The organism is Micromonospora sp. NPDC049107, assembly GCF_040648595.1.
GTDB lineage: Bacteria > Actinomycetota > Actinomycetes > Mycobacteriales > Micromonosporaceae > Micromonospora.
Window position 1 is genome coordinate 356,778 of sequence record NZ_JBEZEC010000001.1, and the last position, 21,484, is coordinate 378,261.

General features: G+C 71.3%; 19 protein-coding genes. 7 read left to right on the forward strand and 12 right to left on the reverse strand.

Annotation, left to right across the window (positions count from 1 at the left end):
• Nucleotides 1-3: 3 nt before the first annotated feature.
• Genes AB0B55_RS01460 through AB0B55_RS01475 form a run of 4 tightly spaced genes read right to left on the reverse strand, consistent with a single transcriptional unit; the run spans nucleotide 4 to nucleotide 3,243 of the window.
• Nucleotides 4-630, reverse strand: coding sequence for a response regulator transcription factor (locus tag AB0B55_RS01460; RefSeq protein ID WP_357169373.1), 627 nt, complete (start codon nucleotides 628-630; stop codon nucleotides 4-6).
• Entirely contained in the window at nucleotides 627-1,865 is a 1,239-nt protein-coding gene (locus AB0B55_RS01465) for a histidine kinase (protein WP_357169376.1), read from the reverse strand. The genes AB0B55_RS01460 and AB0B55_RS01465 overlap by 4 nt, the downstream gene beginning before the upstream one ends.
• A gap of 5 nt (nucleotides 1,866-1,870) precedes the next feature.
• Entirely contained in the window at nucleotides 1,871-2,323 is a 453-nt protein-coding gene (locus AB0B55_RS01470; protein ID WP_357169379.1) for an ABA4-like family protein, read from the reverse strand.
• Nucleotides 2,320-3,243 carry a hypothetical protein gene (locus AB0B55_RS01475; RefSeq protein WP_357169382.1) on the reverse strand — a complete coding sequence of 308 codons (924 nt, stop codon included), beginning with the start codon at nucleotides 3,241-3,243 and terminating at the stop codon, nucleotides 2,320-2,322. Before AB0B55_RS01475 ends, AB0B55_RS01470 begins: the two co-directional genes overlap by 4 nt.
• A 163-nt stretch (nucleotides 3,244-3,406) precedes the next feature.
• Between AB0B55_RS01475 and AB0B55_RS01480 the strand changes: the two genes are divergently transcribed.
• Nucleotides 3,407-4,156, forward strand: a complete 750-nt coding sequence (locus tag AB0B55_RS01480; RefSeq protein ID WP_357169385.1) for a glyoxalase — start codon at nucleotides 3,407-3,409, stop codon at nucleotides 4,154-4,156.
• A gap of 40 nt (nucleotides 4,157-4,196) precedes the next feature.
• Here AB0B55_RS01480 and AB0B55_RS01485 read toward each other — a convergent pair whose 3' ends face one another.
• The gene (locus AB0B55_RS01485) at nucleotides 4,197-5,444 is read right to left on the reverse strand and encodes an MFS transporter (protein ID WP_357133172.1); all 1,248 of its coding nucleotides are present in this window, start codon (nucleotides 5,442-5,444) and stop codon (nucleotides 4,197-4,199) included.
• A gap of 81 nt (nucleotides 5,445-5,525) precedes the next feature.
• On the opposite strand from AB0B55_RS01485, the gene AB0B55_RS01490 reads away from it, so the two are divergent.
• A complete protein-coding gene (locus tag AB0B55_RS01490) occupies nucleotides 5,526-6,410 on the forward strand; it encodes a LysR family transcriptional regulator (RefSeq protein ID WP_357133174.1) in 885 nt (294 codons plus the stop codon).
• Nucleotides 6,411-6,449: 39 nt separating this feature from the next.
• Here the strand turns inward: AB0B55_RS01490 and AB0B55_RS01495 are convergent, their stop codons facing one another.
• The 3 genes from AB0B55_RS01495 to AB0B55_RS01505 all read right to left on the reverse strand — a co-directional run bounded on the left by AB0B55_RS01495 (nucleotide 6,450) and on the right by AB0B55_RS01505 (nucleotide 10,418).
• Complete coding sequence (locus AB0B55_RS01495; protein ID WP_357169388.1) at nucleotides 6,450-7,979, reverse strand: TROVE domain-containing protein; 1,530 nt, start codon at nucleotides 7,977-7,979, stop codon at nucleotides 6,450-6,452.
• Nucleotides 7,980-8,666: 687 nt separating this feature from the next.
• Nucleotides 8,667-9,380 carry a permease-like cell division protein FtsX gene (locus AB0B55_RS01500; protein WP_357169391.1) on the reverse strand — a complete coding sequence of 238 codons (714 nt, stop codon included), beginning with the start codon at nucleotides 9,378-9,380 and terminating at the stop codon, nucleotides 8,667-8,669.
• An 18-nt stretch (nucleotides 9,381-9,398) separates the two neighbouring features.
• Complete coding sequence (locus AB0B55_RS01505) at nucleotides 9,399-10,418, reverse strand: RNA polymerase subunit sigma-70 (protein WP_357169394.1); 1,020 nt, start codon at nucleotides 10,416-10,418, stop codon at nucleotides 9,399-9,401.
• Nucleotides 10,419-10,544: 126 nt separating this feature from the next.
• Between AB0B55_RS01505 and AB0B55_RS01510 the strand changes: the two genes are divergently transcribed.
• Entirely contained in the window at nucleotides 10,545-11,105 is a 561-nt protein-coding gene (locus tag AB0B55_RS01510; protein WP_357169397.1) for a dihydrofolate reductase family protein, read from the forward strand.
• A 42-nt stretch (nucleotides 11,106-11,147) separates the two neighbouring features.
• Here the strand turns inward: AB0B55_RS01510 and AB0B55_RS01515 are convergent, their stop codons facing one another.
• Both AB0B55_RS01515 and AB0B55_RS01520 read right to left on the reverse strand, forming a co-directional pair.
• Entirely contained in the window at nucleotides 11,148-11,558 is a 411-nt protein-coding gene (locus tag AB0B55_RS01515) for an NUDIX domain-containing protein (protein WP_357133185.1), read from the reverse strand.
• A 113-nt stretch (nucleotides 11,559-11,671) separates the two neighbouring features.
• Nucleotides 11,672-12,868, reverse strand: a complete 1,197-nt coding sequence (locus tag AB0B55_RS01520) for a low temperature requirement protein A (RefSeq protein ID WP_357169400.1) — start codon at nucleotides 12,866-12,868, stop codon at nucleotides 11,672-11,674.
• A 59-nt stretch (nucleotides 12,869-12,927) separates the two neighbouring features.
• On the opposite strand from AB0B55_RS01520, the gene AB0B55_RS01525 reads away from it, so the two are divergent.
• The 4 genes from AB0B55_RS01525 to nrfD all read left to right on the forward strand — a co-directional run bounded on the left by AB0B55_RS01525 (nucleotide 12,928) and on the right by nrfD (nucleotide 19,136).
• Nucleotides 12,928-13,719, forward strand: coding sequence for a PrsW family glutamic-type intramembrane protease (locus AB0B55_RS01525; protein WP_357133189.1), 792 nt, complete (start codon nucleotides 12,928-12,930; stop codon nucleotides 13,717-13,719).
• Between the two features lie 147 nt (nucleotides 13,720-13,866).
• Nucleotides 13,867-17,142: a formate dehydrogenase gene (fdh, locus tag AB0B55_RS01530; protein WP_357169403.1), complete on the forward strand. Its 3,276-nt coding sequence runs from the start codon at nucleotides 13,867-13,869 to the stop codon at nucleotides 17,140-17,142.
• 3 nt (nucleotides 17,143-17,145) lie between these two features.
• On the forward strand, nucleotides 17,146-18,189 hold the full coding sequence (locus AB0B55_RS01535) for a 4Fe-4S dicluster domain-containing protein (protein ID WP_357133193.1): 1,044 nt from the start codon (nucleotides 17,146-17,148) through the stop codon (nucleotides 18,187-18,189).
• Nucleotides 18,186-19,136, forward strand: coding sequence for an NrfD/PsrC family molybdoenzyme membrane anchor subunit (nrfD, locus tag AB0B55_RS01540; RefSeq protein ID WP_357133195.1), 951 nt, complete (start codon nucleotides 18,186-18,188; stop codon nucleotides 19,134-19,136). The genes AB0B55_RS01535 and nrfD overlap by 4 nt, the downstream gene beginning before the upstream one ends.
• A gap of 37 nt (nucleotides 19,137-19,173) precedes the next feature.
• Here the strand turns inward: nrfD and AB0B55_RS01545 are convergent, their stop codons facing one another.
• Nucleotides 19,174-20,730 carry an OFA family MFS transporter gene (locus AB0B55_RS01545; RefSeq protein WP_357133197.1) on the reverse strand — a complete coding sequence of 519 codons (1,557 nt, stop codon included), beginning with the start codon at nucleotides 20,728-20,730 and terminating at the stop codon, nucleotides 19,174-19,176.
• A 178-nt stretch (nucleotides 20,731-20,908) separates the two neighbouring features.
• Nucleotides 20,909-21,463: a winged helix-turn-helix domain-containing protein gene (locus AB0B55_RS01550; RefSeq protein ID WP_357133199.1), complete on the reverse strand. Its 555-nt coding sequence runs from the start codon at nucleotides 21,461-21,463 to the stop codon at nucleotides 20,909-20,911.
• Nucleotides 21,464-21,484 lie beyond the last annotated feature (21 nt).

Below are 21,484 nucleotides of genomic sequence, written 5' to 3' on the forward strand. Positions count from 1 at the left end.
GCCTCAGGCGCCACGCGCGAACAGCGCGAGGCGTACCCGGTTGGGGCTGTCGGTCTTGGTCATGAGGCTCGTGATGTGGGTCTTGACGGTGGTCACGCCGATGTGGAGCCGCTCGGCGATCTCGGTGTTGGACAGGCCCTCGGCGACCAGGGTCAGCACGTCCTGCTCGCGGGCGGTGAGCCCGTCATGCCGCCGGGGCGGCGTGACGCGGGCCCGCACCGCGCGCTGGACGAGGCGGTGCAGCACCTCCGGGCTGAACGGACTGTCGCCCCCGGCGGCCCGCCGGATGCCGTCCAACAGCTCGGCCGGCGGCGCGTCCTTGAGCAGGAAACCGCACGCGCCGGCGCTCAGGGCGGGGTAGAGGTGGTCGTCGTCGCCGAACGTGGTCAGCACCAGCACCCGGGTGGCGGGACGTTCAGCGAGGATGCGCCCGGTCGCGGTGATCCCGTCGACGCCCGGCATGCGCAGGTCCATGACGACGACGTCGGGGACGAGCCGCGCCGCGAGGGTGACCGCCTCGCGGCCGTTGTCGGCCTCGCCGACGACCTCGATGTCGGTCTGCGCGTCGCACAGCATGCGCAGGCCCGCCTGGATGAGGTGCTGGTCGTCGACGAGCAGGACACGGATCACGCCGGCCTCCGGGTGGGCGTTCCGGGCGGGACCGCGCGGGCCCGGGGAGCCGGCGTGGGCAGCGTGTTCGGCAGGACGGTACGCACCCGCCAGCCCGTACCGGTCGGACCCGCCTCCAGCCGGCCGCCGAGGACCTCGACGCGTTCGGTCATCCCGGTGACGCCGTGACCACCGCCGGCCGGCACCGCCGTCGACGTGCGGTCGCCGTCGACACCCCCGTCGTCGGTGACCTCCCAGTGCACGGCCCCGTCCCGGACCGCCACCACCAGGCGTGCCCGCGCGGACGTCCCCGCGTGGCGTGCCACATTGGTCAACGCCTCCTGGGTCAGCCGCAGCACCGCCAGACCCCGTACCGCGTCGAGTGAGCCGATCGCCGCGTCGACGTCGGCCTCTACGGTGATGCCGCTCTGGCGGGCCCGGTCGACGGCGGCGCCGAGCGCCGAGGGGAGCGCCGCGGGCTCGATCGCGGTCAGCGCGGCGTCGCCGCGTACCCCGTCGGGGTCGCGCAGCACCGCGACCAGCCCGCGCAGCTCCGACAGGGCCGCGGTGCCCGTGCCGTGCACGTCGTCGAACACCTCGTCCACCCGCGGATCGAGGTCGGTCAGGACGTGCCGGGCCACACCGACCCGCAGCACCATCGACGCCACGTGGTGGGCGACGACGTCGTGCAGCTCGCGGGCGATGGCCGCGCGCTCGTCGGCGCGCGCCGCCCGGCCCTCCGACTCGCGGCGTCGCTGCTCGGCGAGCGCCCGCTCCAACGCCTGCCGGCCCACCTCCCGGTTGGCCCGGATGACCAGGCCGAGCAGCACCGGGACGCCGACCTCCAGGCCCAGACCGACGACGCCGGAGCCGACCTGGCGCAGCGGGTCGCCGATGCTGTCGGTCAGGTCGACGACGATCAGCAGCCCGGCGGCCAGCCAGATCGTGCGGGCGCGGCCCGCGAGCATGGTGACCTCGAGCAGGGCCCAACTCGCGCCCACCTGGTTGATGGTGATGTCCTCGACGAGGCCGATCGCGACCGCCAGCAACGCCGTCTGCGCCACCAGGTTGACCACCGGCCGGCGGTACGCCACGACCGCCACGGCGAACGCGGCCACCGCGAGGGTCCACTGTGTCGGCGAGGGCACGGAAGCGGAGTGGGGCACGAAGAGCAGGTAGCCCAATCCGCTGAGGTCAAGCAGCACCATCCGCACGCGCGCGTCCCGCGCGTCGAACAGCCGCCCCCACCACCCCACGATCGTCAGCCTAGGTGCTCGGTGTCGACGGCTGCGACCGCCGGCCGCGGCCACCTGGCCCGTACACCCAGGTAGGCGGCCAGGCCGAGCGGCCCGAGCAGGATGGTCAGCAGCAGCACCGGCGCCATGACCAGCGCCGGTACGCCCCGTTCCCGGCTGTCCAACCACGCCCAACGGCCCACGAACAGGTCGAACGCGATCATGTGTGCCCAGCCCGCCGCCGCGCCGTCGGGTGTGCCGAGCAGGTCGCGCACCCCGTCGAGGGTCGGCGACGCGACGGCGGGCAGCACCGTGCCGAACGCCGGCACCACCAGCAGCGCGTAGATCACCACGACCGGCAGCACGATCAGCGGCGAGCCGACGATCCGGGCCGTCCAGGACCAGCGCGGCAGCAGGATCATCAGCGCCCAGAACGGCGCGGCCAGCGCGAACGTCAGCGAGAACAGCGCCCCGGTCATGCCGCGAGCGCCAGCTCCGGGCGGCGGCGCGCGAGCACCAGGGCGGTGGCGGTCGCCGTCGCGACCGCCAGGGCCGCGACGACGGCCAGGGTGAGGGCGTCCGGGCGCAGCAGCGGCTGCCCGCGCAGGGCCTGCCAGGTCAACACCAGAGTGAGTACGCCGTACGCCGTGCCCGCGACGACCAGCAGCCGGACGCGGGTACGCGCGTCGAGCCGGGACGCGTACCGGGTCAGCAGGATCGCCAGGAGCGGCAGGGCCTGCAGGGCGTGCAGCCCCACGAAGTGCCCGATCCGCAGGTCGCCGCCGGTGGTGCTCCAACCGACCACGGGCAGCCCCGGCGCACCGTCGGCCACGCCCACGCTGTGCGCCCCGGAGACGCCCTCGATGCCCGGGTCCTGCGTCGGAAGCACCATCGGCACGGCCGCGAGCATACCGAGCAGGGACAGGCCGAGCCCCCACCCGACGGCGGTCGCGGCGACCCGGTCGGGAATCCGCCGGATCAGCAGGACGACCGCGAGGACGAGGTGCGCGACGAACAGCACCATGATCGCTGCGCCCATCACCGCGAAGAGGATCGCGTTCAGCGCGGTGGTGTCGTTGAAGTGGCTGGTCGTACCCCGGATCACCTGAGCGACGATCACCACCATCTCCACCAGCGCCAGCGCGACGATGGTCGCCGCCGCCCACTCCGCGGCCCGGCTGCGACGCGGCAGCAGCGACAGCATCCACGCGAGCGTCGCGCCGTAGACGACGAAGGAGACCGCGAACTTGAACGGCTTGAGCCAGATCGGCGCCCCGGTGAGGACGCGGGGGTCGACGAGGACGCCGACGGCGGCGACGACGGCGAGCACCGCCGACGCGGCCACGAAGAGGGTCAGCGGGCGGTTCCAGCGCGCCGCCCGGCGCAGAACGGTAGTCATGCCTGTAGATGCTCGTGGCCGCCCGTGCCGTACGCGTCCAACCTCGGGCCCCGGTCGCGGCCCCGGGTCGGAGCCCGCCTCCTCCCTGGGTAGGAGGTGAGATCGGGCGCGATCCGCCGCCGATGCTGGCACAATGGCCGGCCTGCCGACCGGGGGAGTGACCGTGACGTCCAGCGAGGACCGTGTCCAGCCGAACGAGACCACCGTGCCGCTGCTGCCCTGCCCAGCGCCCGAGGAGACCCTGGCGTTCTGGCGGGCCCTCGGTTTCGAGGTGACCTACGAGCAACTGCGACCGTACGTCTATCTGGCGTTCCGGTTCAGCGGGTTCGACCTGCACTACGGCCCCGCGCCGAAGGACCTCGACCCGGCCCGGGAGCAGTCCGGCGGCGCCCTGGTCATGGTCGACTCGGTCGCGCCGTACCACGCGGCGTTCGCCGACGCGATGCGCCGCGCGTACGGCAAGGTGCTCGTCAAGGGCCTGCCCCGGATGACCCGCTTCCGGGCGGGAGCGTCGCGGTTCAGCATCGTCGACCCGTCGGGCAACACCATCGTCTTCATCCGCCGCGACGAGCCGAAGGACGTGGAGTACGGCGGGTCGTCCGAGCTGCAGGGGCTGACCCGGGTGCTGGACAACGCGCGGATCCTGCGCGAGTTCAAGACCGACGACCGGGCCGCCTACCGGGCGCTCGACTCGGGGATGCGCCGCCGTGCCGACGACGCCCCGGTGGTCGAGCAGGCGATGGCGCTGGCCGCGCTCGTCGAGTTGTCGGTGGCGCTGGGCAAGACCGACCGGGTGCCCGAGTGGGGGGCCCGGCTGCGCGCGCTCACGTTGACGGAGTCGGAGCGTACCCAGGTGGCGGCCTATGTCGCGGACCCGGCCCTGCTGGAACCGTTCTGGTCCGATCCACGGTGACGCGGCGGACCGGGCCGGGCACGGCCCGGCCCCGGTCCGGTCAGCGGCTCGCGGAGCTGCGGCGGAACAGCGCCGTCACGCCGGCCAGCAGGACGAGCAGCAGGCCGGTGAACCAGTTCATGGCCGTGATCGTGCTGACCGTGCGGGTGGCGATCCCGATGCCGAGGGCCGGCAGGCTCATCCCGAGGTAGGCGATGAGGAACAGCCCGGCCAGGGCCTCACCGCGCCGGGCCGGCGCGGCCATCGCCGCGACCGTGCCGACGGAGGCCTTGAACAGCACACCCGCGCCGACGCCGGCGAGCACGCCACCGAGCAGGAACGCGGTCAGGCTCGCGGTGTGCATCCCCACCAGCACGACGGGCACGCCGACGGCCTGCGCCAGCAACCCGAGCCGTACCTTCGCCGGGGCGGGCAGCCGGGTGGTGAGGCTCTGCGCCACGGCCGCGCCGCCGAACACGGCGAACACGACCGCGCCGGCCAGCGCCCGCGACGGCAGGTGCAGGGCGCCGGCGACGAAGCCCGGCGCCACGGAGGTGAACAGGCCGAACACGGCGAACGACGCGAAGCCGGCGGCGGTCGCCGCCACGTACCCGGCGGGGTCGCCGTGGTCGGCGCTGATCCGCTGCGGCCGGTAGGTGGGCCGGACCGGCCGCTCCAACACGGTCTCCGGTGTCGCCGCGACCGCCACGAGGCTGACGGCCAGCAGCACGGCGAACACCAGGTACGGGGTGCGCAGCGGCGCGTCGACGTACTGGGCGAGGACGCCCGCGACCAGCGCGCCGACGCCGAGGCCGCCGATGTTCGCGGCGGTGGAGACCACCTCGAAGCGCTGCCGGGACGCGCCGGGGCGGTGCGCCGCGTGCAACTCCTGAAGGTAGGCGGTCGCGGTCGCGGTGATCATGCCGATGCCCAGCCCGCTCACCAGGCGGGCGACCAGCAGCACCGGCAGGGACGCGTCGCCCAGGAACAGCGCGGCGGCGACCAGTTCCAGGGCCAGCGCCGGGATGAGGATCTTCTTGCGGCCGACCCAGTCCGACACGTGCCCGGCGAGCAGCAGGCTGATCACCACACCCACCGCGTACGCCGCGAACACGATCGTGACCGTGAACGTGGAGAAGCCGTCCCGCGCCATGTAGAGCGGGTACAGCGGGGACGGAACGGTGCAGAACGCCATCGCGGTGAGGAACGCCAGGGCGATCGCCCAGAAGCCACGGCCGTGGCGGGATGATCCTTCGCCGGGGCCAGCCGGGGCGACGGGCCGGCGGGAGGGCAGGGTCGTTGACGACATGAGCCCACTGTCACCCCACTCGATCATCACGTCCAACGAAAGTTGACGCTAGTCACCATCGCTGCGAGTGATACTTGGGGCGTGGAACTGCGTCAACTCGAGTACTTCGTCGCGGTGGCCGAGGAGCAGAACTTCACCCGCGCCGCCGCCCGCCTGCACGTCGTCCAGTCCGCCGTCTCGGCGGCCGTGAAGACGCTCGAACGTGAACTGGGCGCACCCCTGCTGGACCGCAACTCCAAACGCGTACTCCTGACCGACGCCGGCGTCGCGCTGCTGCCGCGCGCCCGCATCGCCCTCGACGCGGCCCGCGACGCCCGCGACGCGGTCGCCGAGGTGCACGGCGGCCTCCGGGGCACCCTGCGCATCGGCACCATGACCTCGATCCGGCTCCTGCACCTGCCGGCCCTGCTCGGCGAGTTCCACCGCCGGCACCCCGGGGTGCTGCTGCACACCAGCGTCGCGCCGTCCGGCTCCCAGGGGCTCATCGACGCGCTCACCGAGCGCCGACTCGACCTCGCCTTCGTCTCGCTGCCCGGCACGCCACCGGCGCAGATCCACCTCACCGAGCTGGCCCGGTCGGTGATCGACCTCGTTGTGCCGGACGGTCACCCGCTCGCCGCGAACGAGGCGGTGTCGCTGCGCGACCTCGCCGGTCTCGACTTCATCGACTCTCCGATCGGCTACGGCAACCGCACCGTGACCGACCGGGCGTTCGCCACCGCCGGCCTGTCCCGGCGCGTCACCATCGAGATCCCCGACATCGCCACCGGCGCCGACCACGTCCGGCACGGTCTCGGTATCGCCCTGCTGCCCCGCTTCGTCGTCGCCGACGCTCCCGGAGTCCGCACCCTGACCGTCACCGACGCCGACCTGGACTGGACCGCGTCGCTGGCCACGCCCGTGGACCGCCCGGTCGGCGCCGCCGCCCGCGCCCTCATCGCCCTGACCGGCGAGTTCCTGCCCTGATTCGCGCCGCGGGGCAGTCGTGCCCCCGCGCGGCGCGAATCAGAAGGGCCACTGCTCGTCGGACCCGGCCTCGATCAGCGGGATCATCGCGAACGCCGCGTCGGACAGCCCGCCGAACGTGTGTCGCCTGGTCGCCGTCGATGTGTGCCCGACCCGGTATCCGGCCAGGTTCCAGGTGTACACGGGCACCTCCGCCGGCACCGACGCGGCCACATCCGCCGACCCGTGCCAGTGCGCCTGCTCGTCGGTGAGGATGATCAGCCGGTCGTGTGCGCCGAAGTGCTCCCGGACCGCCTTCTCGGTGTCGGTTCCCCGGCCGAGGAAGTAGCCGCCCTCCCTGAACCGCCGCACCGCCGCGAGGACCGACTCGCCCGCCACCGAGGGGAACACCCGGCTGTGATCGGAGAACGACACCACGGTGGCCGCCTGCGCGCGGGCGGCCACCGCGAGACCGAACACCGTGGCGGCGTCCCAGCAGCACAGCGTGCCGTCCTTGCTGAACGCGCTCTGCATCGAGCCGGACGTGTCGATGAGGATCAGCGTCCGTCCGTCCAGGGCGGGAACGTTCGCGAGGGCGTGCTGCAAGGCCTTCTCCAGCGGGTACGCCCAGCGCAGGCTCGGTGCCGCGTTGTACGCCGACAGGAAGCGCATCGGCAGTACCCGCGAAGTCGCCACCCGCGCCGGGTCGGAGAGCGTGGCCGCCACCGTCTCCGCGACGGCGTCGCCGACCCCGGCCTGGTCGAAGTTGCGCAGGTTACGCAGCAGCGCCAGGTAGCCCATCGTCGGGATGACGGACTCCCACGCGGCCGCGTCCATCGCCCGCTGTCGCCAGCCGGCCAGGGCCTCCCACGTCATACCCGCCTCGTCCAGCACGGCCCGGTCGGAGACCTCCCCGCGCTGCTCGACCGGCATCGCCATGAGCGCGTCCCGCGCCCTCAGCATCCGCAGGGACTCCGGGACCGGGTTGTCCCGGTGGTGCCGCCGATCCAGCGCGTGCCGGAACAGGTCACCCTGTCGCTCGTCCCTGGCGGTGGGGTGGGTCAGGTCGATGACGTCACCGAAGCGCACCTGGCGGCCGACGGAGTCGTACTTGAGCAGGCTCCGCTCGGTGTAGAGCCGGACCGCCGCGTCGGCGATGCCCCGCTTCACCGGCTTGGGCAGTGCCCGGCCGTGACGAGCCAGCCAGTACGCGAGCGCCTCGCCCGGCTCGTCGGCACGCTGCAACGCGGCGTCGACGACCGCGCGCGAACCCGGTATGCCGGCCGCCACCTGGGCGCGGGCGCCCTCGACGGCCGCCACCACGGACGCCGAGCGCATCATCGCGCCCGTCCGCAGCCACGACACGAACCGGCCGAACCAGTCGGGATCAGCGACGGCGACGGTGGCGACCAGGTCCCGGAAACGAGCGTCCCGATCGGTGGAGCCCTCGTAGAAGGTGGCCTCGCCAACCATGTTCGAGACACCGAGAAGGAACAGTTCGAGGCGCGGCTCACGGACGAAACCGGGGGCGCCCTCGGTGGTCACCGGCCGCTGCTGGCTCGTGCGCGGCTTGAGGTTGAACTTGGCCATGACGTCCCCCACGTCGGTCGGCCGAGAAGGCGCCACCACCGCGCACACCCGAGATCAGAGTCGGCCACGGAACAGTCCGCCGTTCTGTCCGTTGAACTACCCACCCGAAGGTGTCGGGGGGATTCGAACCCCCATCTGCGGATCCCGAAGTAACCGTTGCCTGCGCACCGGGTGTGCGTGTGGTCGCGCTTCCCGAGATCGAGGTCGGCGACGGAGGTCCTTCACCGGGGCCGGAACCCCTCCAGATGTAACCGTCGCCTACGCACCGGGAAGTGCGGTCACGACCGTAGCGGCGGTGGCGCCGGGCGGGCAACGGAGTTTGTGATCACGTTACGAGCGCCCTGCGTACGCGCCGCACGCCCGAGATCAAAGGTGGACACGGCTTCGCGGGTTCGAACCGCAGGCCCTTGCCGGGCCGTTACCAGAAGTAGCCGTATCCGTCGCACCGGGCGTGCGGCGAGCGCACCTCCCGAGATCGAAGCGGCGACGGCGACCGGCCCTCACGGGCCAAGGTGACCTAGGCCGCTGGTCGACGCCACCCGAAGTGGCGGTGGGATTCGAACCCCCCGTCTCCCCGTTTGAAGCGGAAGTAGCCGTTGCCTGCGCACCGGGAAGTGCCCCACGACGGTAGGCCCGCGTCGCCACACCAACAACCCATTTCGCAGCCTTGTCGAGGGAGGCACGTGGCTACAGCATCGCCAGCGGGACGAGCTGCACGGTGTCGACGCCGTCGAGTTTCCTCAGCTCGGACACTCCCGCGCCCTTCTTGTCCAAGGGCATCTCGAACCGCCAGGACTCGTGTCCCATCTGCGGATCGAGCTGCGTGGTCAGGTCGCCCTTGCCCTGGCAGCGCTCACGCAGACGTTCGTACGCGGCGGCCCGGTCCTCGAAGGCGATCGACCGGGCGGTCGGCAGCGCCCGTACCGCCTGCTCCACGGCGGTCCGCTGCCCGTCGGTCACGGTCGGCTTCACCCGGACGACGATGCCGATCCGCGAGGGCAGGGGATCGACGTCCGCGACCTTGAGGACGACATCCGTGACGCCCGCGACGTCGGCCATCACCAGCTCGACCGCCTCGGCGATCGGCGCGTCGGTGACCGTGGCGTGGAACAGTTCCGGCAGGTACTCCGGTTTGATCTCCGCCAACAGGTCGGGACTGTCCTTCAGCGCCTCCTTCTCTCGCGCGTACGCCTGCTCGCGGTTCTCGAACGTCACCTGTTCGACGCTGGGCATCGACCTCAGCCGCTGTTCCACGGTGGTCTTCCGGTCCGCCGTGATGTCGTGTTCCAGGAAGACGGTCAGGGCGACCTTCGTGAACTCCGCCGGCTTCGGGGGCTTCGAGGTGCAGGCGGACACGGCGAGCAGGAGGACCAGTGCCAGGGCTGGGGCGAGGCGACGCATGGGCGGAGATCGTAACGATCATTCGCGGGCGCCGCCGTCCATTGTCGGCCGATGCCCCTGCCGCACCGGTGCACGGCAGGGCAGGGTGGGCGGGAGTCCGAAGAGGCCGAACAGCGCTGGGTCGACGAACGTCACGCATCGCCGGATCAGGCCGTCCGTCACGCTGAAGAGTTGGAGCGAGTGCGCGCGGACGCGACCGGTGTCCGGGTCGGGCGCGTAGGCCGCCAGGGCCGTGGAGCTGTTCGCCGCCACCGGCAGAAGATGCCACCCCGTCCCCCGCATGCCGAAGACGCGTTCCAGGAAACGCTGATAGTGCGATCTGCCGGCGAGCCAGAGCGCCACCGGAGGCATTTCCAACACGACGTCGTCGGCGAGTAGGCGGGCCAGACCGGGCACATCAGCGGCCTCGAACGCCGCCAGATAGCGCTCGACCACGGCACGTTCGTCGGGGTCGGCCGGCTCGCGTAACTCCTCCAGCGTCGGACCGGCGGCCCGCAGCGTCGCTCGGGCCCGCTGCAGACCGCTGTTCACCGAAGCCACACTGCCGCCGAGGATCTGCGTCACCTCCACGGCCGACAGTTGCAGCACCTCCCGCAGCACCAGCACCGCGCGTTGCCGAGCGGGCAGCAGTTGCAGCGCCGCGACCAGGGCGAGCCGCAGACCCGCCCGCTGTTCAACGGCGTCGGCGGGATCGCCGAGCCGCGAATCGGGGAACGGCTGCAACCAGGGGATGTCGAGGCGGGGGAGCAGCGGGGCTTCCGGATCGCCGGCCGGGTCCAACCCGCTCGGCAGCGGCCTGCGCGCGCGTCCCGCCAGCGCCGTGAGGCAGACGTTCGTCGCGATCCGGTGCAACCAGGTACGCGGCGACGACAGCTGCGGGTCGTACCGGTCAGTCGCCCGCCAGGCGCGCAGCAGCGTCTCCTGCACCAGGTCCTCGGCCTCGTCGACCGAGCCGAGCATCCGGTAGCAGTGCGCCAGCAGGTCAGCGCGGTACGCCTCGTACCGTTCGTCCCGGTCCTGCGCCGCCGCCTCGACCACGCCGCAGAGCGTACGCCGCACCACCGTCGAGATTTCCCAGCCGAGGCCGATGAGTTCGGGGCGCGGCGTCGGTAGGTGTGCGGTAGGAGCGGTCCGCGGTGGACCGCCACGGCGGGAGGAATCCGCATGGGCGACATCATCGTCATTCAGTTCGCCACGCTGGACGGCGTGGTCTCCGACCCGGACGGGCGCTGGGGCACCGACCACGGTGGGTGGGCGTTCCGGTACGGGCCAGGGCCGGTCAGCGACGACAAGTTCCGCCTCGGCGCCCGGATGGAGCAGGGCGTCCAGCTCTACGGCCGGCGCACCTGGGAGCACTTCGCCCAACTGTGGCCGAAACGCGATGGAGGCTACGCCTCGCTGATGAACGCCGTGCCCAAGCGGGTGGCGACCACCACCGGCATCGACGCGGCGGCCTGGTCAAACTCGGCCCCGATCGACGGCGACCCGGTGGCCTGGGCGGCGGACGAGCGGACGCGGCGCGACGTCGTGGTGATCGGCAGCCTGAGTTTGGTCCGGACGCTGGCGGCCGCGGACGTGGTGGACGAGTACCGGCTGATCACGTTCCCGACGATGGTCGGTGCGGGCGAGCGTCTGTTCGCGCCCGGGGCGCGGGCCGACTTTCGCTTCAAGGAGGTGGAAGCCGTCGAGGCAGGCGCGTTCACCGTGCTGCGCCGCGAGCGCTGAGCACCGTTCCAGTGCCTCGGGGATGCCTGGCCGAACCCTGGATCAGGCGTCCCCGAGGTGCATCGACAGGGCCGCCACGGTCGAGACCGCCAGCTCACGATCGAACACCTCGTCGCGCGGGACGAAGACCATGGCCTGTCCCTCGCCGAGCACCACGTCCTTCTGCCGCGCGGTGGTGGCGCCACGGAACACGTGCACCGTCACGGTGTGGGGAAAAGCGGCCTCGTACGGACGTGGACCGCTCCACAGCAGGTGCAGCTCACCGGCTGTCAGGCCCGTCTCCTCCAGCAGCTCGCGGCGGGCCGCCTGCTCGGGCGACTCGCCGGGCTCAACGTGGCCGCCAGGAAGGCTCCACTGGTTCGGCGAGACGGGCGCGTGCTCATCGCGATGCTGCATGAGCACGGCTCCGGACGGATCGACGAGCAGAACGAGGGCGACGTCGTAGGTGGCCACCACGAGACCATTTCACCCTGCCCGACTCCTGTCACGCCGCTCCTCCGCTCTGCTGTCCACCGCGTCCGCCGTGACCGTGACCGGCAGGGCTTGCGGTGGACGGTGGGCCGCTGTCAGGCGGGTGGCATCGCCTGGTTCGGAGGGCTGCGCCGGCCGCGCGCCGTGTCCTCGGCGGCGAGCGCCGCGAGGACGAGCGTCGTGAAGGCCAATGGCACCTCCGGCGGCAGGTGGACCGCAACGGGAGACAGGGCGGCCAGGACGAGGATGGCGATCAACCGGGGTACGGTCACCCGGCCGAAGATCACGTATTCGAAGCCGACGCGGCCCAGCAGGAACAGGGCGGGACCGCCAATGATGCCGACGCTCCAGGGCGCTGGCGTGTGCGCGGCGGGACGGTCCATGGCCAGCGTGAAGCCGACCGCCGCGAGGAGGGTCCCGGCGACCATGGTCATGTGGGCGTACGCGGACCACTGGCTGAGCCGGTGGGGATCGCGGGCGGCGTTGATGGCTGGCCCGAGCTGGCTCCCCGCCTGGTAGATGTAGAGCCGCCACATGAGCGCGGCGCTGGCGAAGGCGAGGACGAGCGCCACGGTACGACGGGGCGTGAACCCGTAGGAACTGGTGGCGGTGAAGGTCATGCCCATGGCCAGGACGATCTCGCCGAGCGCGATGATGAAGACCTGCCGGTAACGCTCGGCGATGTGGGTGGCGGTGATCTCCAGGGCCGCTCCCCGCTCGTGTCCGAGCCGGCTCGGGGTGGGCCAGCGCAGTGCCGCCGCCACGTAGTCCACGGTCAGCGCCCCCAGCCACAGGATGCCGCGGGCCCAACCGTCGACGAATGCTCCGGGGATCCACAGCAGCGTCGAGATCAGGGACCAGAACCGGGCCCGCAGCACATGGTTCAGAACGGGCGTCTTGCGGGCCGCCCGTATGACGAACAGGAAGCGCCCGAAATTGATGAGGGCGAAGGTGGCGGCGAAGAACGGGCCGTTGCCGTGGAGTCCCTCGGGCACCTGGATGGCCATCAGGAAGACGCCGAACATGACCAGCACGACGTACCACTGGACCGACGCGTGCTGCGGATCGAACTGGTCGGTCATCCACGCCGTCAGGATCCAGACCCACCACAGCGCCAGCAGCAGCACGAGCGCCTCGAACCCACCCTTGAGAGTGAGGTCGTTGACCAGCAGGTGAGTGAGCTGGGTCAGGGCGAAGACGTACACCAGGTCGAAGAAGAGCTCGATGAACGCCGGCTGCTTCGGAGCCGTCCGGTCGCGCAGCAGTGGCCGCTGCGGTGCGTGGCGATTCATCGCAGTCATCTCAGCACCCGCGCTGGTCTTCGTAACCTGGATCCGCCAGACTCCCCGGTATGCGTGATCGTTCTCGCCGGTGGGCGTGGGTCGGTGTCCTCCTTGTCGGGCTGATCCTCTACGTGGCGGTGCTGCGGACCCTGGTCCGCACCCAGAATCCGAACTTCGTGCCGGCGCTGATCCTGCTCGGCGCGACCCTGGCGCCCCTGACGTTCCTGACGTTCGCCCAGGCCCGTACCGGGCGGTGGCAGGTGCCGGCGTCGGTGCTGGTGACGTCGGCGTTCTTCGGTGGGGTGATCGGCACGGTGGTGGCCGGCACCCTGGAGTACGACACCCTGCGCGGCCTCGGTGGGCTGCCCATGCTGTTCGTGGCGCTGATCGAGGAGTCGGCCAAGCTGATCGTCCCCGTGGTGCTGTTGTTCACGGCCCTGGCCCAGCATCGCCGTCGGGTGCCGTCCGACGGTCTGGTCATCGGCGTGGCGGCCGGCATGGGCTTCGCCGCGCTGGAGACGATGGGGTACGCCTTCACCGCCCTGCTCAGCTCGAAGGGCAACATCGGCGCGGTGGAGCAGACCCTGTTCATCCGGGGGCTGACCGCGCCCGCCGGGCACACCGCCTGGACCGGGCTCACCGCCGGCGCGCTGTGGGCGCTGCTGGCCACCCCGAGCGTCCGCCGCCTGTTCGGGTTCCTGGGCACCTTCGTGGGCGTCGTCGTCCTGCACACGCTCTGGGACACCTTCACCGGTTCGTTCGTCTTCGTCGCCGTGGCGATCGTCAGCATCGGCTGGCTGCTCTGGGAGCTGCGCCGCTACCGGACCTTCGGCGACCATCTGGCCGCCGGGCATCCGTAGTCGACGACCCCGTCCACCATGCCTCCCTCGGCCGCCGTGACCCGGCCGGGGGAGGCATCGCTCTGCTGATCTCGCTGCGGCGGGCCCGTCCGCTCAGCTACTGTCGGAGTATTCATATTTTGGGTCTTTCGTCGGGAAGGTGCAGCGATGGGGGTGCGCCGCTGGATCGAGAGCTGGCCGCTCTATCGCCAGCTCAGCGGCACCGACCCGCTCGGTCGCGGCGCCGCCGCCAAGTCGGCCCGATCCCGGTCGCTGACCGCCCGCACCGAGACCGCCGAGAGTGTCGCGCGGTCGGTGTGTCCGTACTGCGCGGTGGGGTGTGGTCAGCGGGTCTTCGTCGCCGACGGGCAGGTCACGCAGATCGAGGGTGACCCGGACAGTCCGATCTCGCGCGGTCGGTTGTGTCCCAAGGGGTCCGCGAGCAAGAGCCTGGTGACGAGTCCGCTGCGCCAGACGACGGTCCGCTACCGCCGTCCGTACGGCACCGAGTGGGAGGACCTGGACCTCGACACGGCGCTCAACATGATCGCGGACCGGGTCCTGGCCGCCCGGGACGAGACCTGGGAGGACGTGGACGAGCAGGGCCGGCCGTTGCACCGGACGCTGGGGATCTCCAGCCTGGGTGGGGCGACGCTGGACAACGAGGAGAACTACCTCATCAAGAAGTTGTTCACGGCGATGGGGGCGTTGCAGATCGAGAACCAGGCGCGTATTTGACACTCCGCCACCGTCCCCGGTCTGGGGACCAGCTTCGGTCGCGGCGGCGCCACCCAGTACCAGCAGGACCTGTCGAACTCCGACGTGATCATCATCCAGGGTTCGAACATGGCCGAGGCGCATCCGGTCGGGTTCCAGTGGGTGATGGAGGCCAAGCGTCGGGGCGCGAAGGTGTTCCACGTCGACCCGCGGTTCACCCGCACGAGCGCGGTGGCGGACGCGTACCTGCCGATCCGGGCGGGCACCGACATCGCCCTGCTGGGTGGGGTGATCCGGTACATCCTCGACAACGAGCTGGACTTCCGCGAGTACGTCCTCGCCTACACCAACGCCGCCACCATCGTGACCGACGACTTCCAGGACACCGAGGACCTGCACGGGCTCTTCTCCGGCTTCGTCGAGGCCAACGCCAGCTACGACCAGAGCAGTTGGCAGTACGAGGGCGCCCCGGAGAACATCTCCACCCGGGACACCGAGACGCAACGGGAGACGGCGGCGGGGCTGGAGCACGAGTCGCACGGCGCACCGGTGGGTGGGCAGACCCAGCGGGACGAGACGTTGCACCATCCGCGCTGCGTCTATCAGATCCTCAAGCGGCACTACGCCCGCTACACGCCGGAGATGGTGGAGCGGGTCTGCGGTATTCCCCAGGAGAAGTTCCTGGAGCTGGCGCGGGCGTGGACGGAGAACTCGGGCCGGGAACGCACCGGGATGCTTGTCTATTCGGTGGGTTGGACGCAGCACAGCGTGGGCGTGCAGTACATCCGTGCCGGGGCGATCATCCAGCTCCTGCTGGGCAACGTGGGCCGTCCGGGTGGCGGGGTCATGGCGTTGCGCGGGCACGCGAGCATCCAGGGCTCCACCGACATCCCGACCCTGTTCAACCTGCTGCCCGGCTACCTGCCCATGCCCCACCACGCCGACCACCCGACCCTCGACGAGTGGATCGGCAGCATCGCCCATCCCGAGCAGAAGGGCTTCTGGGGCAACGCGCGCGCCTACGGGGTAAACCTGCTCAAGGCGTACTGGGGTGACGCGGCCACCGCCGAGAACGACTACTGCTACGGCCACCTGCCCCGGATGACCGGCGACCACGGCACGTACCAGCAGGTATTGGACATGATCGACGGGAAGATCAAGGGGTACTTCCTGCTCGGTCAGAACCCGGCCGTCGGGTCCGCGCACGGCCGGGCGCAGCGTCTCGGCATGGCGAACCTCGACTGGCTGGTCGTGCGGGACCTGTTCATGATCGAGAGCGCGACCTTCTGGAAGAACGGCCCCGAGGTGGCCACCGGCGAGATCGTGCCCGAGGAGTGCCGCACCGAGGTGTTCTTCCTGCCCGCCGCGTCGCACGTGGAGAAGGAGGGCACGTTCACGCAGACCCAGCGGCTGTTGCAGTGGCGGGAGAAGGCCGTCGAGCCGCCGGGCGACGCCCGCTCCGAGCTGTGGTTCTTCTACCACCTCGGTCGCATCATCCGGGAACGCCTCGCGCGCTCGACCCGACCGCGCGACCGGGCGCTGCTCGACCTCACCTGGGACTACCCCACGCACGGTCCGCACGCGGAGCCGAGCGCCGAGTCGGTGCTGCGCGAGATCAACGGGTACGACGTGACGACCGGCCGACCGTTGGCAAGCTATACGGAGATGAAGGACGACGGCTCCACGGCGGGGGGCTGCTGGATCTACACGGGGGTGTACGCCGACGGCGTCAACCAGGCCGCCCGCCGCAAGCCCGGCGCGGAACAGTCCCTGGTGGCGCCCGAATGGGGTTGGGCCTGGCCGTCGAACCGGCGCATCCTCTACAACCGTGCCTCGGCTGACCCGGACGGCCGCCCGTGGAGCGAACGCAAGAAGTACGTCTGGTGGGACGCGGAGAAATCCGAGTGGACCGGCTACGACGTGCCGGACTTCGAGAAGACCAAGGCGCCCTCGTACCGGCCCCCGCCGAACACCTCGGGCGTCGCGGGCATCGCGGGCGACGACCCGTTCATCCTCCAGGGCGACGGCAAGGGTTGGCTGTACGCGCCCAGCGGCGTCCTGGACGGGCCGCTGCCCACCCACTACGAGCCGGTCGAGTCGCCGGTGCGCAACCCGCTCTACCGCCAGCAGGCCAACCCGACCCGCAAGGTCTACATCCATCCGATCAACAACCTCAACCCGAGCCCACCGGAGCAGCACAGCGACGTCTTCCCGTACGTCTTCACGGTCAGCCGGCTCACCGAGCACCACACGGCCGGCGGCATGAGCCGGACCGTGCCGCACCTCGCCGAGCTGCAACCGGAGATGTTCGTCGAGGTGTCGCCCGAGCTGGCCGCGCACCGGGGACTGACTCACCTGGGTTGGGCGCACCTGGTCACCACCCGCGCGGCCATCGAGGCACGGGTCCTGGTGACCGACCGCGTGACACCCCTGCGGGTTGACGGTCGGATCCTGCACCAGGTGTGGCTGCCGTACCACTTCGGGTTCGAGGGTCTGGTGACCGGCGACTCGGCCAACGACCTGTTCGGCATCACCCTCGACCCCAACGTCCTCATCCAGGAGAGCAAGGTCGGCACGTGCGACGTACGGCCCGGCCGGCGACCGAGAGGACAGGACCTGCTGGATCTTGTCCTGGACTACCGGCGACGGTCGGGCAACCTGAGCCACCGCTATCCGCCGCTGGTCACGACCGACGTCGCCGACAGCAGCAGCGACCAGGAGGACTGAGCGATGCCGCATGCCAACGCCCTGTACGGGCCGCTCGATCCGGCGCCGGACGCGGGTTATGTGGACGCGCCGCAGCGGATGGGGTTCTTCACCGATACGAGTGTGTGTATCGGGTGTAAGGCGTGTGAGGTGGCGTGCAAGGAGTGGAACGACGTCCCGGGAAGTGGTCTGGATCTGTTGGGGATGTCGTATGACAACACGGGTGCGTTGACGGCGAACTCGTGGCGGCATGTGGCGTTCGTGGAGCAGCCGCGCCCACTCGGTGGGACCACCCCGGCGTTCGCCGGGTACCCGGACGGGCCGGCGGTCAGCCCGGCGACGGCGGCCGTCGGGGCGCGGACCGCCGCCGACACCGGCACCGACCCGGGTCTGGCACCTGGCGAGCCCGCTGCGGCGACCCGCATGTCGGGCGGCCCGGAGTTCCTGGGTATGCCGGGGGCGCAGCCGCCGGGGCGTGGTTCTGGCGCGGAGGGTCGGTCGGATTTTCGGTGGTTGATGATGTCGGATGTGTGTAAGCACTGCACGCATGCGGCTTGTTTGGATGTGTGTCCGACGGGGTCGTTGTTCCGGACGGAGTTCGGGACGGTGGTGGTGCAGGAGGACATCTGTAATGGGTGTGGGTACTGCATTTCGGCGTGTCCGTACGGGGTGATTGATCAGCGTAAGGGTGATGGTCGGGCGTGGAAGTGCACGTTGTGTTACGACCGTCTGGGTGTGGGGATGACGCCGGCGTGTGCGCAGGCGTGTCCGACGGAGTCGATCCAGTACGGGCCCCTCGACGAGTTGCGGGAGCGGGCGGCGGTGCGGGTGGCGACGTTGCACGGCCGGGGTGTTCCCGAGGCCCGCTTGTACGGGCACGACCCGGACGATGGTGTGGGTGGTGACGGGGCGTTCTTCCTGCTGCTGGACGAGCCGGAGGTGTACGGGCTGCCGCCGGACCCGGTGGTGACCACCCGGGACCTACCGGCCATGTGGAAACACGCCGGCATCGCCGCCCTGACGATGGCCGCCGTCACGGTTGGCGCGTTCCTCGGCAGGCGGTCATGACGCGCGAGCAGCTGACCGTGCCACCGGCCGACTTCAGCTCCTACTACGGTCGGCCGATCCTCAAGGCGCCGGTGTGGAAGCGCGACATCGCCGGATACCTGTTCACCGGGGGCCTCGCCGCCGGCGGCGCCCTGATCGGCGCGGGCGCCCAACTGACCGGACGTCCCGAGTTGCGCCGGGTGGGCCGCTGGACGGCTCTCGGCGGCACCCTCGCCAGCGCGTACCTGCTGGTGCACGACCTCGGTCGGCCGGCGCGGTTCCACCACATGCTCCGGGTCGCCAAACCGACCTCGCCCATGTCGATGGGCACCTGGATCCTCACCGCGTTCGGCCCGGCCGCCGGGGTGGCCGCGGTCGCCGAACTCGCGCCACGGCTGCCACGGCACGGTGTGCTGGGCCTCGCCCGTCGGCTGGCGCCCGGCGTCGGTGACATCGCCGGTCTCGCCGCGGCGGCCACCGCTCCGGCACTGGCCACGTACACCGGGGTCCTGCTCGCCGACACCGCCGTACCGGCCTGGCACGACGCGTACCCCGATCTGCCGTTCGTCTTCGGCGGCAGCGCGCTCGTCGCGGCCGCCGGGGTCGGCCTCATCGTGGCGCCCCCCGCCCAGACCGCCCCGCTGCGCCGGCTCGCCGTCGCCGGCGCGGCCCTCAAGCTGGTCGGTGGTCACCGGATGGAGCGGCTGCCGGTCACGGGCGAGCCCTACCGCAGCGGTCACAGCGGTCGCCTGGTCCGGGCGGGCAACGTGTTGATCAGCGTTGGCGCGGTCGCCGCGCTGCTCTCCCGACGTAGCCGGTTCCTGTCGGTGCTCTCCGGCGCGGCCCTGGTGGCCTCGTCGGTGGCCACCCGGTTCGGGATCTTCGAGGCCGGATCGGTGTCCGCGCGCGATCCGAGATACACGGTCGTACCCCAGCGGGAACGCCTCGCCGGCGCCGGCCGGCGCTGACCGCCCCGCGCGGTGAGCGCCGGCCGCTCCGGCCGCCTCAGCCGGTGAAGAGCTTCGCGGCCGTGCTGACGGTCTCGACGATGCCGTAGCCGAGCAGCACCGCGACGAGCAGCCACGACAGCCAGAGCCGCCCGGTCTGATCGCCGACGTGTTCGGGCACGGGTGGTGTGCTCTGCGGGCCGAGGGCGACCGGCTCGGTGACGCTCGCCCGGGCCACGGGCGAGGCCGACCCCCGGTCCGGCTCGTGGAACCGGTCGGGGACGGCACGGACCAGCAGGTTGGCGACGAAGCCGATGGCGAGCACGCCGACCATGGTGAACAGAGCGGGCCGGTACGCCGACGCGGTGAGCGTCCCGGGCTTGCCCTGGGTGTCGAGGATCCGGTTGACGATCAGCGGGCCGGCGATGCCCGCCGCCGACCAGGCGGTCAGCAACCGCCCGTGGATGGCGCCGACCTGGAAGGTCCCGAACAGATCCCGCAGGTACGCGGGCATGGTGGCGAAGCCGCCGCCGTAGAAGGAGATGATCAGAGCGGCGATCAGTACGAAGAGCGCCGTCGCCGCGTGCCCGGCCACCGCTAGCAGCGCGTAGAGCACCATGCCGACACCGAGGTAGACCAGGTAGATCGGCTTGCGGCCGATCACGTCGGACGTCGTCGACCAGACGAACCGGCCGGCCATGTTGAACAGCGACAGCACACCCACGAAGCCGGCCGCCGCCGACACCGACACGGCGGTGGACCCGTTGTCCCGGAAGAAGTCCTGAATCATCGGGCTGGCCTGCTCCAGGATGCCGATGCCCGCCGTGACGTTGCAGAACAGCACGATCCACAGCAGCCAGAACGAGCGGGTGCGTACGGCGTTGGACGCGGAGACGCTCGCCCTCGTCACCAGCGGTCGGGCCGCGACCCGATCGGGGTCGAACCCGGCGGGCCGCCAGTCGGGCGGTGGCACCCGCACGTTGAACGGACCGAACATCATGATCACGAAGTAGCCGATGCCGAACGTGACGAACAGTCCCACGAGGGCGGACCCGGACGCCACCGCCGCCGGGTTGGCCGGGTTGTAGTCGGGGTCGTAGAGCGACAGCAGTTGGCGCGCGAGTGGACCGGCGACCAGAGCGCCACCGCCGAACCCCATGATCGCCAGGCCGGTGGCGAGTCCCGGCCGGTCCGGGAACCACTTGATCAGCGTGGAGACGGGCGAGATGTAGCCGATGCCCAGTCCGATGCCGCCGATGACGCCGTAGCCGAGGTAGAGCAGCCAGAGTTGCTGGGTCGCGATGCCGAGCGCGCCGACCAGGAAGCCGGTGGCCCAGAAGCAGGCGGAGACGAACATCGCCCGGCGCGGGCCGTTGCGCTCCACCCACCGGCCGCCCACCGCCGCCGACGATCCCAGCATGACGATGGCGATGCTGAAGATCGCCCCGATCGCCGTCTGGCTCGCGTCGAAGTGCGCGATGAGCGAGTTCTTGTAGACGCTCGTCGCGTAGACCTGACCGATGCACACGTGCACGGCCAACGCCGCGGTCGGGATGAGCCAGCGGCTGTATCCCGGGGGAGCGACGGTGTGCCGGGGATCGAATACCGACAGCATGGAACTCTCACCTCCTGCGGCTGAGCGGGCAGGCGGCGGGCGCGTCCGGCGTTCGCCGTTGATCGGCTGTAGTTCACGTTACGTGCCCGTACGGCGCTCCTCCCGGATACGGGAAAACACGCTGACCCGGGCCGTGGCGGTCGGCCCGTGCTGACGAACTGCCTGAATCAGGCGGCAGTCAGGCACGCCCGATCCGCGGGTCCTGCCGGTCGGTGAGCCGCAGCCCGACGCCACGGACCACTTCGATCGTGGCGCCGGTGCCGAGGACCACCAGCTTGCGCCGCAGCCGCTTCACCAGGGACTGGACGTCCGCCCGCTGCGCGCGCCCCTCGTCGTGCCACACCGACCGGTGCAGCTCGGCGTAGCTCCACACCCGGACCGGCTCGGTGGTGAGGCAGATCAGCAGGTCATGTTCCAACCGGGTCAGGCCGACCTCGCGCGCCGCGTAGCGGGCGGTGGAGCGGGCCGAGTCGACGACCAGGGCGGGGTGGGACTCGGCCGTCGGCGGACGACCCGGCGACGGCTCGCTCGGCGGCCCGGTCCGCTGCTGCGGCGCTCCGATCAGCCGGCGCAGCTCGTCGAGGTCGGCCACCAGCAGCAGCGGCGCGACGCCGTCGAGCCGCTCCGCGAGTCGAATGCGCTCGCGCGGTGACGGCGTTACCGCGATCAGCAGCGGAAACTCCTCGTCGGCCGGGTCGCCCCCGTCCAACGCCGCGTCGTCGGTCTCCGCCACCGCACCGCCTGGAATCGATGG